Source organism: Clostridium sp. (assembly GCF_047718555.1).
GTDB lineage: Bacteria > Bacillota > Clostridia > Clostridiales > Clostridiaceae > Clostridium_I.
This window is the reverse complement of record NZ_JBDNRK010000082.1, coordinates 1-14,347: the sequence shown is the minus strand read 5'-3', so window position 1 is coordinate 14,347 and position 14,347 is coordinate 1. Positions and strand designations below refer to the sequence as shown.

The 14,347-nt window shown below is 30.2% G+C and carries 13 protein-coding genes; 4 read left to right on the top strand and 9 right to left on the bottom strand.

All coding sequences use genetic code 11. The features are described from left to right. Positions 1-54: 54 nt before the first annotated feature. Entirely contained in the window at positions 55-726 is a 672-nt protein-coding gene (locus ABF633_RS19570) for a flavodoxin family protein (protein WP_415526201.1), read from the bottom strand. 125 nt (positions 727-851) lie between these two features. On the opposite strand from ABF633_RS19570, the gene ABF633_RS19565 reads away from it, so the two are divergent. Further along, positions 852-1,181, top strand: a complete 330-nt coding sequence (locus tag ABF633_RS19565; RefSeq protein WP_415526200.1) for a winged helix-turn-helix transcriptional regulator — start codon at positions 852-854, stop codon at positions 1,179-1,181. Between the two features lie 441 nt (positions 1,182-1,622). Here the strand turns inward: ABF633_RS19565 and ABF633_RS19560 are convergent, their stop codons facing one another. Continuing rightward, positions 1,623-2,372, bottom strand: coding sequence for an amidohydrolase family protein (locus ABF633_RS19560; protein ID WP_415526198.1), 750 nt, complete (start codon positions 2,370-2,372; stop codon positions 1,623-1,625). Positions 2,373-2,625: 253 nt separating this feature from the next. Between ABF633_RS19560 and ABF633_RS19555 the strand changes: the two genes are divergently transcribed. Together ABF633_RS19555 and ABF633_RS19550 are read left to right on the top strand one after the other, a co-directional pair. Next, a complete protein-coding gene (locus ABF633_RS19555; protein WP_415526196.1) occupies positions 2,626-3,195 on the top strand; it encodes a TetR/AcrR family transcriptional regulator in 570 nt (189 codons plus the stop codon). A gap of 339 nt (positions 3,196-3,534) precedes the next feature. Continuing rightward, the gene (locus ABF633_RS19550) at positions 3,535-4,356 is read left to right on the top strand and encodes a flavodoxin family protein (protein ID WP_415526194.1); all 822 of its coding nucleotides are present in this window, start codon (positions 3,535-3,537) and stop codon (positions 4,354-4,356) included. A 173-nt stretch (positions 4,357-4,529) separates the two neighbouring features. Here the strand turns inward: ABF633_RS19550 and ABF633_RS19545 are convergent, their stop codons facing one another. From ABF633_RS19545 to nagB, 3 genes are all read right to left on the bottom strand, one after another. Next, a complete protein-coding gene (locus tag ABF633_RS19545; protein WP_415526192.1) occupies positions 4,530-5,648 on the bottom strand; it encodes a 5-methyltetrahydropteroyltriglutamate--homocysteine S-methyltransferase in 1,119 nt (372 codons plus the stop codon). Between the two features lie 19 nt (positions 5,649-5,667). After that, entirely contained in the window at positions 5,668-6,600 is a 933-nt protein-coding gene (locus ABF633_RS19540) for a LysR family transcriptional regulator (protein WP_415526190.1), read from the bottom strand. Between the two features lie 105 nt (positions 6,601-6,705). Beyond that, entirely contained in the window at positions 6,706-7,431 is a 726-nt protein-coding gene (gene nagB / locus ABF633_RS19535; RefSeq protein WP_415526188.1) for a glucosamine-6-phosphate deaminase, read from the bottom strand. Between the two features lie 545 nt (positions 7,432-7,976). Between nagB and ABF633_RS19530 the strand changes: the two genes are divergently transcribed. Beyond that, positions 7,977-9,284: a UDP-glucose dehydrogenase family protein gene (locus ABF633_RS19530; RefSeq protein ID WP_415526186.1), complete on the top strand. Its 1,308-nt coding sequence runs from the start codon at positions 7,977-7,979 to the stop codon at positions 9,282-9,284. A gap of 50 nt (positions 9,285-9,334) precedes the next feature. Here ABF633_RS19530 and ABF633_RS19525 read toward each other — a convergent pair whose 3' ends face one another. The 4 genes from ABF633_RS19525 to ABF633_RS19510 form a co-directional block, all read right to left on the bottom strand. Further along, the gene (locus ABF633_RS19525) at positions 9,335-10,273 is read right to left on the bottom strand and encodes a CAAX protease (RefSeq protein ID WP_415526184.1); all 939 of its coding nucleotides are present in this window, start codon (positions 10,271-10,273) and stop codon (positions 9,335-9,337) included. Between the two features lie 118 nt (positions 10,274-10,391). After that, on the bottom strand, positions 10,392-11,420 hold the full coding sequence (locus ABF633_RS19520; protein WP_415526182.1) for a glycosyltransferase: 1,029 nt from the start codon (positions 11,418-11,420) through the stop codon (positions 10,392-10,394). Continuing rightward, positions 11,407-12,390 (bottom strand): glycosyltransferase family 2 protein, encoded by a 984-nt coding sequence (locus ABF633_RS19515; RefSeq protein WP_415526180.1) that lies wholly within the window; start codon positions 12,388-12,390, stop codon positions 11,407-11,409. Before ABF633_RS19515 ends, ABF633_RS19520 begins: the two co-directional genes overlap by 14 nt. A 53-nt stretch (positions 12,391-12,443) precedes the next feature. Next, on the bottom strand, positions 12,444-13,898 hold the full coding sequence (locus ABF633_RS19510) for a hypothetical protein (RefSeq protein ID WP_415526203.1): 1,455 nt from the start codon (positions 13,896-13,898) through the stop codon (positions 12,444-12,446). Positions 13,899-14,347: the final 449 nt, after the last annotated feature.

The following is a 14,347-nucleotide window of genomic DNA, read 5'->3' as shown; positions in this document are numbered from 1 at the left end:
TAAAATTCAGATGGGGTAAAAGAATCCCCACCTGAATTAAGAACTTGCTTCAAATTAACAATTGCCGTTTGTATTTACTCTCAATTTGTTAGCAAATCTTACTCCTATATTAAAGGCCTTTTCACACTCCTTAGGAAAATCTTCACTTCTAACTTTTGCCTTTTTCTTTTCATCAAATACAGTTACTACATATTTGGAATAATCTTCGAACTGGTATGTGTCATTGACAATTAATGATTCACAATATCCAAAAATTCTTTCCATATATGTTTCTGAGAACTTAAGAATTTGTTTATATCCTAATTGTTCCATCTGTTCATTGGTCACATTCATAGTATAAATAAACGCTGTTGATATTTTCCTTTTAAAAATACTTCTGTACCCAGGTGTATAAGTACTAAATGGAAATAATAATCTCTCCATAAATGATCTCATTTCTCCCGTAACTGATGCCAAATATATGGGAGAGCCAAGCACTATGGCATCTGCCTTTTCTACCTTTTCAAGTATAGGTGTAAGATCATCCCTTAAAGCACACTTACCATAACTTTTCCCATCCTTTAGTTTACAGGCAAAACAGCTTACACAGCCTTTATAATTGAGATCATAAAGATTAAAAAGTTCAGTTTCAGCTCCCTTTGAAGCCGCTCCTTCAAGAACTTTATTAAGAAGAGTAGCTGTGTTTTTATTTTTTCTAGGACTTCCGTTAATTGCTATTATACTCATTAAATCTACCTCCACTTGCACATAAAATTGACTTTATGATGTAAATTATATATGATTATAAAAAAGTATATAAGTATGCACTTATTTGTTATACTCTAACCAAAAGGTGAGTAAAGGAGATTTGTATGGAAAATTTTGATAGCAAATATGGAAGTTGTCCCATGTACTATACAATATCTGTACTGGAGGGAAAATGGAAATGGATTATATTATGGGAAATATATAAGGCAGAGGTGATAAGGTATAATCGATTAAAGGATATATTGAAACCCATTGCCCATAAGACCTTAAGTAATCAACTAAACGAATTGGAAAACAGCAATTTGATTCACAGAGAACAGTATAATGAAATTCCACCTAAAGTTGAGTATTCCTTAACTGAAGATGGAAAAACAGTAATTCCTATACTTAACCTCATGTTTCAATGGGGTGAAAAACATATTAAGAATAAGTAGTTTTTAACTAGTGAAATTTTGCTGACAATATCTCACATAATCCTCCAAATACCATTGGCTCTAAATTTAATGTTTGCATAGTAACTTCAAATAATGGTTTAGCTACATATAAGGCAGAAAATATTGATCTTTATAAAAACTTTGCTCGTTTAAAAGATAAACATGGAAATCACATGAATTTTACTATAATAAATAACTTCACAATTAAGGTGAATGGAACAGCAGGTAATAATTCAGTAGGTGCTTCTCAATCTACCGAATGAAAAAAGATATAAAATTAAAAGATGATATATATAATAATTATAAATCCAGCTAGTTCGTTCTCTTGTTGAATTGCGAAGCAAAAACACCATAAAATTCTCTTGAATAATATGGTGTTTGAATAAAATATACTTAATTGAAATCAATAGTTGTGTTGTACATTAACCGACGATACTATGTTTATAAAGATAAAATATTACTAATATTCAATTTGAAAATGTGTTCTTTCACATCATCAGATAAATTTAATTGATCTATCTTGTTTATCTGATCGTCAATGCTTGCAAAAGGTGTATCAGTACCAAAAATGACATGCTCATAGCCAAATGCATTGATCGCCTTTAAAATGTCTTCTCCACGAACCCGATCAGAACCGGAAGTATCAAAATATACATTTCTTAAGGAACTTTTGTCTGTATTGAATATGTCTAATCCGGCCATATGTGCAATTATAAATACAACATCCTGATTGCTCTTTATATATTGAAGTAGTCTCCATGTTTCCTTCTTAGAATATAAGTGGATAAAAATCGGTAGTTTGTACGACCTGGCTATATCAGCCAATGCGTTGAATTCGATTTTGCCTATTTTAAAAGAATCCCATGCTTGATGAAGTTTAATCCCTTTGGGTTGATACTCACGAATGCTTCTTTCAATATTAGTCATATGCCCTTTATCAAGCGGATTCACCCATAGGAACTGAATTATTTTATCAGGTACTTTATTTTTTAATTCGAAGACATATTTATTTCCGTCACCGTTATCTTTCATAAAATGCGTATAAGAAAATCTAAGCATTCTATTAACTAAATAATTACTATCCGGAGATTTTTTTAGTGGAAGATTTGGTGGATCCTGTAGATCCGTAATATTTTTAGGGCTTGGACAAAGAATAATCTTTTCAATTTCATACTTTTGAACCATATTCATTATAGATTCTGCAGATAAACACCGCGTTATTCAATTTTCAAAGTACAGTTTTGTCTATCTTAGTTAGTTCGTTTAATTTTCAAAATGTGTACTAAGCATTATTAAAATATGTAGATTAACTTTAATGATGAAGATAGATATTTTCATTCTTTGTGACTAAATATATATTGACGCAATCTAACTAATTTGTTATACTGAACATGTTCAAATTTTGTTCAGTTCATATTCAATTTTTTATACAAGGAGATATATAATGACTACTAAAGATATTAACGCTAAAGATAAAATAATCAAAGCAACCATTGATATGCTAAACGAAGTTGGTGAACCAGATAAAATAACAATACGCCAAATTGCAGAGCGTGCAAACGTAGGTGTCGGATTAATCAACTATCACTTTCAAACAAAAGAAAACTTACTTTACAAAGCCGTTTCTGATACCATGAGTCAGATGGCAGTACAGCTACAAAAATTAAATATTGGTAAAGACAAAGAACCAGTTCAAAGACTAAAAACAATGCTGAAAGAGCTTTCAGATTTCGCTGTACGCTATAGTAAACTTAGCTTGATATTAGCATCATACGACCTACAACAAGGGAACATGCAAACACCGCTTTACTTGATACCACTATTAAGAGAAATATATAGCAATACGAAGGATGAAATAGAAATGCGAATCATTGCTCTGGAGATAATTACAACTCTTCAGGTAGCTTGTATAAGTTCTCAAGCATTTCAATTATACACTGGCATGGACATTAATAATAAAGTACAAAGAGATGAACTTATCGATACTATAGTAAATAGTGTAACAAATAAATAAGGATGGAGGTATTTTAAATGAAAATAATATCTTTAATAACAGGAATCACAACTATTCTTCTGCTCTTATCCACATTGATTTGTGGGTTATGGATTAAGTCTCAGAGCCTGACAAACAATATTGATTCGTTATCTTTCCATATGAAAATAGGGATTGCATCGGTTATATTTGGATTATTTTCTGCTATACTTCTAATTACTCAAGTAATACGACATTAAATACCCTTTATTATGCAAAAGGATTTTATTACAAATATTTTTGTAATATGATAATGTGAAGATTATTAAAGCTGAATATCAAAAACTGAAAATGAATTATGATACTTGGGGTGTATTAATTATGAAAATATTAACGATTATAGGCAGCCCAAAAGGAAAGGGTAATACCTATAACGTAACAAAAAAGGTAGAGGAAGAAATCATAAAATTGGATAAAACTGTGGAATTTGAGTATTTAATACTGAAAGATACTAATCTTGAGACATGTAGGGGCTGTTTTCAATGCCTTGAAAAAGGTGAACTTTACTGCTCGATTAATGATAACTGTCAACAGATTGAGGCTAAAATGAAGGAAGCAGATGGAGTAATATTTGCTACACCTGTATATGTTTATAATGTTTCTTGGATTATGAAAAACTTTATAGACCGTTTTGCTTATATTTGCCATCGTCCACGTTTTCACGGTAAACGGGCTATGATAATTGCTACTACTGGGGCAGTTGGGTTAAAATTTATATTATCAATCCTTGCGTTTGAAGTAGGCACCTGGGGTTTTACTGTAGAACAAAGACTTGGAGTTATATGCCCACCTGGTAAAATCTTAGATGATGAGAAGCAAAAACTAATACAAAACACTCAAAAGAATATCATTAAAGCTTCAAAAGTATTTTACAATTCACTCATAGATATTAAACCTCGAAAACCAGGGCTTATTGGACTCACAAGCTTTAATCTTCAAAAGCATGCCTTTTCGGGCGCAGAAAAAGATTCTGCAGATTATCAATATTGGAAAAACAAAGGCTGGCTTGAAAAGAGTACAGAATACTATTACAACGTAAAAATAAATGCTTTCAAAATAGTATTGTCAAAAATTATCGTAAAAATATGTTACTTTAACATACCAAAACTAATTAGATCAAAATGCTACTTAAAAACTAAATAATAATTATCTTGAAAACTTGCCGTTTTAACGACAAGTTTGTTGTTATGGGGGAGCTTATGGAATTAGAACTCACGGTTTAGATACTTTGTAGCTTATTGCACAATATCTCACAATGTTGAATTAACACTTAATTTATCTCATAGATAAAATAGTAAAATGAATTTTAAATCTTTCTATTCCACCCATATCTCCTTAGCTGTCTCTATCACAAGCTTTACCTTTTCCCACTGTTCTTCCTCTGTGAGTATATTACCTTCTTCTGTAGACGCAAAGCCGCATTGAGGACTTAAACAAAGTTGATTTATGTCTACATACCTAGAGGCCTCTGCAATACGAGCCTTTAACTGCTCTTTATTTTCAAGTCCACCGTGCTTTGTAGTAACAAGTCCCAGTACAACAAATTGATTTCCAATAAACTTTAGAGGTGTAAAATCACCAGAGCGTTCATTGTCATACTCAAGAAAAAAGCCATCTACTTTACAGTTTGGAAAGAGAATTTCAGCAATAGGCCCATATCCTCCAGATGCAAACCATGAAGAGTGAAAATTACCACGGCATATGTGAAGGGTTATAACCATATCCTCAGGTCTATCTGCAATACTTTCATTAATGAGCCTTACATAATCTCTTGCAAGTTCATCAGGATCTATTCCTTTAGCTCTTAAATGCTCCCTATGTCTTTCACTGCACAAACTTCCCCAGGCAGTATCATCAAGCTGAAGATAACGACATCCTGCATCATAGAAAGCTTTAACAGCTGATTTATAAACTTCAATAATATCTTTTAAAAGTTCTCCATCGCTCTTATAAACATTATTTCCATTATGGCTTTCCACAAAGTGAAAAAGTGCTGGTGAAGGAATTGTAAACTTGGGAATGCAGTCTTCAGTTATGCTTTTTAAGTATTTAAAATGTTCTACCATAGGATGATTTCCAAATTTTATTTTATCCACAATATGAAAGCTTTCAGCTTTTATTCTGGAACCATTAAGATTCTTACCTTCATTTAAGCTTATCTTTTCCGTACCCTTTATACCTAAAAAGAAATCAAGGTGCCACCAGGATCGTCTGAATTCTCCATCCGTTACAGCCTTCAGACCCATCTCCTTCTCCTTCTGCACTAGCTTTTTAATTTCTATGTTTTCAATATCAATAAGCTGATCAAAAGTTATTTCACCTCTCTCGAGTTGAATACGAGCTGTTTTAATTTCATCTGTACGAAGAAAGCTTCCCACAATATCATACCGAAAAGGTGGAGTCCCTCTTTTTTTACCTATTAGTTCCTTAATCATATTTTTCTCCCTTCAACTCCTAGAACAGATAATAATTCAAATCAAAATAACTTGTTGAAACAATATCATTTAATATATTTATAAATTCCGTTGCTATATTACTAAGCCTAATATTCTTATGGGCAATCCATCCCACTGTAAATATTTCACTGCTTTCTAGTGGAATTGATTTAATTTCATCTCCATTTAAATCAGAAACTACAACTCCCGTACCTATGGTATAGCTATTTGTACCAATCAATAAATTTGATAAAGTCGCTCTATCATTTACACGAATCACTTTATCTGTTTCAGAAAAATTTATCATTTCTTCTGAGAAGTGTAAAGAATTATTTTCTCCCTGGTCAAATTTTATATATGTAAAAGGTTCTATATCTTTAACGCTTACACTTTCTCTAACTGCAAGAGGATGCTTTTTCCCTATAAAAACATGTGGATTCGTATTAAATAGGGGCGTAAATTTTAGATTACTATCGCTAAACAATTTATTCATTATCTTTGAATTGTGATCATCAATATATAATATTCCCACATCACTACGCAGTGTCCTTACATCATCAATAATTTCATAGGTTTTTGTCTCTCTCAAATTAAATTCATACTGAGTAGTATCAAGCTGCTTCATTAATCTGATAAAAGCATCTACTATAAAGGCATAATGCTGAGTTGAAATAGAAAAATGTACAGGCTTTAGTTTTATTCCTTTATAATGATTTTCCAGCAGTTCAGTCTGCTCTATAATTTGCCTGGCATATCCTAAGAATTCAACGCCCTCTAAGGAAATGCTGATGCCTCTGTTAGTTCTATCAAATATTATAATTCCCAGTTCGTTTTCAAGCTCCCTTATTGCATTGGAAAGGCTCGGTTGAGATATAAAAAGTCGTTTAGCTGCCTCATTCATTGAGCCGCAATTTGAAATTTCAATAGCATATTTTAGTTGTTGTAGAGTCAAAGCATTTCCCTCCCTTTTCTTCATTTACCCCATAAGAATATTTATCATCTTATTTCTTATTATTAATAAAATTCTTCATTATCTGATAGTGCTCAGTATCCTCCTTTAAAGTATTGCTGCGGCCTCTTTATCTACAATTACAGCTACGGATGGGTGTACCTGAAGCATAGAAGAAGGATTTTCAGTACTTATCTTGCCATTTAACAATTTTACTATTATATCTGCTTTATTACTACCAGATGCTAGAAGTACAATCCTCTTAGCTTTCATTATCTGTCCAATACCCACTGTAATAGCTTTATCAGGAACTTCTTCCACATTTTTAAAAAATCTTGAATTTGCCTTCATTGTTTCTTCTGTTAAATTAGCCAAATGAGTATAAACATATAATTCTGAAGAAGGTTCATTAAAACCTATATGTCCATTACTTCCTATACCAAGAATCTGAAAATCTATGCCTCCTGCTTCATTAATTTTATCTTCATAATCACTACACTCCTTCTCTACATCTTCACAAGTACCATCAGGAATAAATGTGTTACGTTTATCAATATTAATATGATCAAAAAAATTTTCATTCATAAAATATCTATAACTCTGCGGATGAGAGCCTGAAAGTCCTCTATACTCATCTAGATTAAAACTTTTTACCTTAGAAAAATCAACTATCTTTTCTCTATTGTACTCTATTAATTTCTTATACATTCCAACAGGAGTTTCCCCTGTTGCAAGACCCAGAACGCAATCTGGTTTTTCATTTATAAAGTTTACAAGCATTTTAGCAGCAAAATTACTGATTTCATCATAATTGTTAAATACATAAACCTCCATGTAAATCACCTCATTTTTAATTATAATCAAAAATAAAATATAATCTCAAATACTATTTTAATAAAAACAAAATTTGTCATATATTTATTAGCTTTTTATCCAAAGCCACATGTATATATAATTTTAAAAATACACATAGCCACAATTCATAAATTATTTATATTTTTTACTCATGGCTGTAACTTAATAATGTTAACTTTAAGTTATATAATAACAAAAATAGTAATCAATCAAGCTATAAAATTGTATTATTTAATATATGGAGCAATTATTATAAACAGAGTTCTTTGTTTCAGGTGGAGTTTTTTCTCCAGCTGGAATTTACTAACAGAGTTCTTGGTATCGGTATTTTCGATACTTAGAAATCGTTGTCCTTTAGGGTAAATCGTTATCCAGGGACGTAGCAGCCGTTATACTCTAAAGAGAAAGCGATTCACGCCAAATTTAAAATTTGGGTTCTCTGCTTTTCCCACTTTGATATAAGATGGGAGTATTACGGATGGTAGTCATCGGATAAAAATTCAATTGAAATGGAGTGTTAGTGTATGTCTAAAAAAATAACAGTAGTAGGTACAGGTTATGTGGGTTTAATTGCAGCAATAGGTTTTGCTGATTTTGGTAACCAGGTTATAGGTGTTGATATTGATAAAGAAAAAGTAGATAAACTTAATGCTGGTATACCTCCAATTTACGAACATGGCATTCATGACTATCTAGAAAGGAACTTAAAAAGTAAACGCTTAAGATTCAGCTCAGATATTGCTTCATCCATAATTGAATCAGAAGTAATTTTCATAGGAGTTGGCACTCCTCCAAAGGATAATGGTGACGTAGATCTATCTCAAGTAGAAAATGTTATTAACGAAATTTGTAAAAACTTAAATGACTACAAGGTTATTGTTACTAAATCTACAGTTCCAGTTGGAACAAATAAATGGATAAAAGAATACATAAAGGAAAAAACAAATTCGGACAACTTTGATGTAGTTTCAAATCCAGAATTTTTAAGAGAAGGTAAGGCTATAACTGATTTTTTCCATCCAGATAGAGTTATTATAGGCTATGAATCTGAAAAATCAAAAGAAATACTTAAGGATGTCTATAGATCCCTATATTTAGTAGAAACTCCTTTTGTATGGTGCAATTACGAAACTGCTGAACTAATAAAATATGCAAACAATGCCTTTTTAGCTACCAAAATTACATTTATAAATCAAATTGCAAATCTATCAGAAACTATTGGAGCAGATGTAAATGAAGTAGCAAAAGCTTTAGGCATGGACGGCAGAATAAATTCTAAATTCTTGCATGCAGGTCCCGGATATGGTGGAAGTTGTTTCCCAAAGGATACAAAAGCCTTGGTACAAATTGGAGCTAAATATGGTGTTAATATGAGCCTGGTTAAAGAGGTTATAAATTCTAATGAATTACAGAAAATCAGGATGGTTAAAAAACTTGAAAATGTATTGGGAGATTTAAAGGATAAGTGTATTGCCGTATTAGGTTTAGCTTTTAAATCTGAAACAGATGACATGAGAGAGTCACCAGCCATTAGCATAATAAATGAATTAATAAAAAATAATTGCAAAATAAAAGCACATGATCCAAAAGCATTAAATAATGCAAAAAAATTATTTGGTGATAAAATCATATACTGTAAAGATAGTCTAGAAGCAGTTAAAGATACAGATGCTTTAATACTGGTTACAGAATGGAACGAGTACAGAAGTCTAGATTTAAATAATATCGCAAAATTAGTAAAACAAAAAATAATTATAGATACAAGAAATATGCTGTCACCAAAAAAAGTAAAAGAATTAGGCTTTATTTATGAAGGTGTAGGCAGAAAATAGTACAGAAAAATAGAAGACACTATGAATTGTGGCAATTTCATAGTGTCTTCTTAGTTAATATTAAGAGTTTTTCTTGATACTACAGGTTCTAAAAAAAATGCTATTAAATCTCCTAAAACTGATATAACTCTAAGTAAAATAGTTGCTAGAAGTACTACACCATTTGTATAAAATGGCGTTAATATAATAAGTAAGATCGTTTCTCTTATGCCTATTCCTCCAGGAGCTCCAGGTGCTATATAACCAAGCACCCAAGAAATCGTATATGAAGATATTATTATCATAATCATATTCAATGAAACATTACAATGAAGAACAAATTTTAAAGATACCATCAAAAATATTCCAGGAATTATTAGTGTTATACTATAAATAAAGAATAATTTGCACAAAAGTATAAGAATTTTTTTTGTAAATATATGTCTATAGTTTTTTAAAAGCTGTTTCTTTTTACATACAATCCAAATTACTAATAATGTCAATATGACTAAAGCTATTAAAACCACCCAAATAACATTATGATTTACTTTAAGTAAGGCATATTCCAGTGAATTCTTAAAAATTTTCATTGCAAATATAAGTGATATAATAACTGAAGTAAAAATCAGCATAATTATTTCAAGTATAGTACAAAATGTAATATCCAGCTGCTTAAATCCAAGCCTAGCTGCTAATAAATTTCTACCTGCAAAATGCATTACATTTCCAGGCAAATATTTGGCAATATTAGCTTTTACGTAAATACCTGTAATGTCTTTAAATGGTATAGAATCTTTGTTAATAAACTCTAATATACTTTTCCAGGCATAGGAAGATATATAAACTGTTACGGCATAGCCCATAGACATTAATATCACAAATATTACAGCTAAAAATGGATTTTTTATGTATTTTACATCCAAATTCATAGAAAGAAAAGATTTTCCTATAAAAATAAATGCTATTATTGTAATTATGTATCCTATATATTTAATAATCTTATTTTTCATATAAAACTCATTTCTTTCTAATTAGTTTTAGACTCCTCCACTAAATAACTAGTCAGTATACTCATATCTTTCACTTCCTATTTATTTTCACATATCTTATTAACTATCTATATATATTTTAGTCTTTCTTAAAATTTTTCTTTTCCATCACATAAAGTATTTTTTCTTTTAATTTATCAGAATTACCCATTTCAACATAATAGTTATTGATATTATCTTCTTTAAATAGCTCACGATTAGCAGAATTATCTCCTAATATCATTGGCTTTTTCATGGAGTTATAAATATAAGCTTTACCTGGGATTGTTCTGGCTGCCTTGTCTATAGTACTGTTAAAATGTCCAGCCAGACATAAATCTGCTTCTGCAATTTTTTCTGCTAAATCCTCTTGAGAAAGCCAGGGTATAAAGATTAAATTTTCACATAACTTGTATTTTTCCATATCCTCTTTACTTACAGGCCCTATTATTTCAAAAACTATAGATGATATATTTTTCATTTCTTCAGCACATTCTAAAATAGTATTTATGCCTTGCAATGGTAAAATACTGCCAAAATACAATACTAGAAACTTATTACTTAATTCCTTTGGCTTCTGAGTTACTCTGGGATAATAAATGGATGAATCAGCTGTAAGATATATGATATTTATTTTGCTTTTATCAGCTTCAAGTTCTTTTACAAAATAATCACCATGGGCACAAGTATCAACAACAATTTTATGAGCCTTCTTCAGTGTGATTTTATCTAAATATAAAAGTATTTTAGCCAATATACTATTTGGTTTAAATTTTTTTCTATCATTTATCATTGTATCATACATAGAAATAAAAAAATCTTCTATAACAATTTTCTTTTTAAATCTAAAACCAAAGAAAGGTAAAATCAGCTGAGGAGCAAATCCTACAAATATCACTTCATAGCCTTTTAGTGATATAGTGAGCAACTGAGCATATATCTTAATAAGTCTAGAAATATACCCTTTATCTCTATATCCTATTACCCTAACTTCTGCCGCCGATTTTTTCAATAAGTCTATTTCTTGAGAGTTACGTATATAATCAATATTTTTTGTAGTTATAAATAGTATCTTTTTGTTATGAACCATATTGTCAATATAATCTCTTTTGAAGTTAGTGTGTTTCATTTTTTCCCTCTACCTTTGAATCTTTTACCTCTGAATCATAATCAAATTTACGTACACGATATTGAATATCTTCTAATAATTTACGATTAGAAGCAATTAAGTCGGCCTGAAGACCAGTAATCCCCGTTTGAAACCCAAGTATTAATAAAAGCACTGCTAATAAAATAGATTGTACGTGTCCCCTGCCATTACCTTGTAAATAGAATGTTAAAAATCTCGCTCCTATTATAAGTCCTACAATAAATATTAGTAGTCCAATAATGCAGAAAAATTTGAGAGGTTTATACATCATATATGCACGTATAATAGTCATAGATGAACGCTTTATATAACTGCCGATACCTTTAAAAAGACGTGATTTTCTAACTTCAGGATTCGTTTTTATAGGAACAGAAGTTATGGCTATTTTATCCTGACCAGCTTGTATTATTGTCTCAAGTGTATAAGTATATTCATTTACCACATTTAATTTCATTGCGGCCTTACGTGAATATGCCCTAAAACCACTAGGTGCATCAGGTATATCCGTATTTGAAGCTTTTCGTACTACCCAACTTCCCAAATGCTGAAATAATTTTTTATTCTTTGAAAAATGTTCTGTTTCATCTATAGGACGGCTGCCAATAACAATATCATACTTTCCATCTATGATTGGCCTTACAATATTCTTAATATCATTGCCAGAATACTGATTATCAGCATCAGTATTGACAATAATATCTGCTCCTAGACGTAGACAAGCATCAATACCAGCCATAAATCCTGCTGCAAGTCCTTTATTTTGTTTAAAACAAACTACATGATGTATACCAAGGGATTTAGCTACATCTACAGTATTATCTGTACTCCCATCATTTATTATAAGATACTCTATTTCATCTATACCTTCAATATAGTCAGGTAAATCTTTAAAAGTCTGTGGTAAGGTATTCTCTTCATTATAACAAGGTATCTGAATTATGAGTTTCATAAAATTAATTGCCCCCATTCCATTAAGCTTAAAGATTACCTATAAAATAATATCTATAGATAATCTTTAAAGTTAATTAAAAAATATATAAGATCTTCGTAAAAAAGTAATAGAATAAAAAATAGACATATAGAATATAGTATTGCTTTTTTATATTTAAAACCAGTTTTTGATTGGTAGCACTGCAAAGTTAATCTACTTTCAAATTCTATGTTCATTATAGATATATTATCTTCATCTTCTAAAAGATTCTTCACAACCATTACAATGCCCAAGCCAATTGCCGATATACCACATAAATAGTAACGGGATTGATATCCACCCATATACCCTGAAACATTTACATATTCATTATAGGCACGTAAGCACTGTGTTATAGCTGAAATCACTAATCCTAGATATACTGAAATTGCCACTAAAGCAATTGAAGATTTTTTCGTAGCCTTTTTTATTTGAAATATTAGTATCACTGGAAGAATTAAAAGTACAAGCAATGCAATATTATTTACAGAAAAAAGACTATCAATCTTTATTAAAGAAACATGTGATGCAATTCCCGTCCAGGTTCTCAAAAAATTTTTACTGAAATATAGTATATATTGAGTAAAATTCATGTGAGTACGCTGTGCAATATCAACGTAAAAGCCTGAGGCATAATAATCTGTAGGATCTAACAATCTGTATGTAGGCATAATACTGCTTGTTTGAAAATAAACTATTATATAATATGCAGCTGTTACAGCATATATAGGAAAAGTAGCTAATAATTTTCTGGAAATTAAAAATCCTGCATTTTTTTCTTTTATTATAATTAAAATAATGTATATACATAAGGAAATAAAAACTACTAAGCCAGCTGTAAGCTTAGACATGAAAGAAAGAAATACGCCTAAACTTATTATAAGATAAGTAGGAAAATTTCGCTTTTGCTCAGAGAAACGCAGCAGTCCAAACACAAAAACAGATAATCCAATTAATGCTAAAGTATCATTATTAATACCTGCAGAATCATAGGCCAACATTGGCACAGATACTACTATTGCTGCATACAGGCAATGTAGCAATGGATTTTTACCAATTCTGCTATATCCAATATACAAAATAAGTAAAATGGCCAAAGAACTAAGCATTATATTAAAGGATCTAAGTTTTATAAAATTGATAATTACAGTATTGTTTTCAATTTTTATCGCTCCACTAAGACGCATAATTTGATAATATAAAGGAGGATGACCTAGGTAATTAAAATCACTGCCAAAAGTATAGGTGGCATTCTTAATGCTATTGTTATCAATAGGTTTTGTTTGCTCTAGTATTGTCATGCTTTTAAAATCAGGAATTATTTTATGTGTTTTTTCAAGATAGGCAATATAGGAAACATGAGTAATCTCATCAGGAAATCTTCCAACGTGTTCTACATAAAATAACATTTTAAATCCAAAAAATAAAAATGCTGCTAAATAGATTAAAATTATAAGGTACTTAAATTTATATTTTCCTTTTTCCATATTTTCCACAAAGCATGCTCCTTCTAGAATAAAATATTATTAATCATTATACTTAAGTACAATGATTAATAACAATTATCAAGCTTATTTAAAAAATCATTTTCACTTCAGTAAACTTCCAACACACAGTAAAAATGACTAAAGTTCTAACTTCATTTAAAAATTGTTACAAAAATTACATAAAAAAGATATTTATAACTTGTTTCATTTATAGATTAACATTAATTTGTGACAGTTTAGTTTCAATATAATAAACAAAATATTAAAGAATTCCTTATAATAATATGTTTTATACATATTATTTATACTAAACCTTAGTAATTATAAAAAACACTATGAAATTCATTCTCATAGTGTTTTTATTATTACATTTACTAAATTAACTTGTACCTATATTTATCCGATGACTACCATCCGTAATACTCCCATCTTCTATCAAAGTGGGAGAT

What these genes read in the sequence shown, in the direction of transcription:
- ABF633_RS19515 (WP_415526180.1), bottom strand. Translation starts at nt 12,390, where the DNA reads ATGAAACTCATAATTCAGATACCTTGTTATAATGAAGAGAATACCTTA.
- ABF633_RS19525 (WP_415526184.1), bottom strand. Translation starts at nt 10,273, where the DNA reads ATGAAAAATAAGATTATTAAATATATAGGATACATAATTACAATAATA.
- ABF633_RS19555 (WP_415526196.1), top strand. Translation starts at nt 2,626, where the DNA reads ATGACTACTAAAGATATTAACGCTAAAGATAAAATAATCAAAGCAACC.
- ABF633_RS19545 (WP_415526192.1), bottom strand. Translation starts at nt 5,648, where the DNA reads ATGATTAAGGAACTAATAGGTAAAAAAAGAGGGACTCCACCTTTTCGG.
- ABF633_RS19520 (WP_415526182.1), bottom strand. Translation starts at nt 11,420, where the DNA reads ATGAAACACACTAACTTCAAAAGAGATTATATTGACAATATGGTTCAT.
- ABF633_RS19570 (WP_415526201.1), bottom strand. Translation starts at nt 726, where the DNA reads ATGAGTATAATAGCAATTAACGGAAGTCCTAGAAAAAATAAAAACACA.
- nagB (WP_415526188.1), bottom strand. Translation starts at nt 7,431, where the DNA reads ATGGAGGTTTATGTATTTAACAATTATGATGAAATCAGTAATTTTGCT.
- ABF633_RS19530 (WP_415526186.1), top strand. Translation starts at nt 7,977, where the DNA reads ATGTCTAAAAAAATAACAGTAGTAGGTACAGGTTATGTGGGTTTAATT.
- ABF633_RS19565 (WP_415526200.1), top strand. Translation starts at nt 852, where the DNA reads ATGGAAAATTTTGATAGCAAATATGGAAGTTGTCCCATGTACTATACA.
- ABF633_RS19510 (WP_415526203.1), bottom strand. Translation starts at nt 13,898, where the DNA reads ATGGAAAAAGGAAAATATAAATTTAAGTACCTTATAATTTTAATCTAT.
- ABF633_RS19550 (WP_415526194.1), top strand. Translation starts at nt 3,535, where the DNA reads ATGAAAATATTAACGATTATAGGCAGCCCAAAAGGAAAGGGTAATACC.
- ABF633_RS19560 (WP_415526198.1), bottom strand. Translation starts at nt 2,372, where the DNA reads ATGAATATGGTTCAAAAGTATGAAATTGAAAAGATTATTCTTTGTCCA.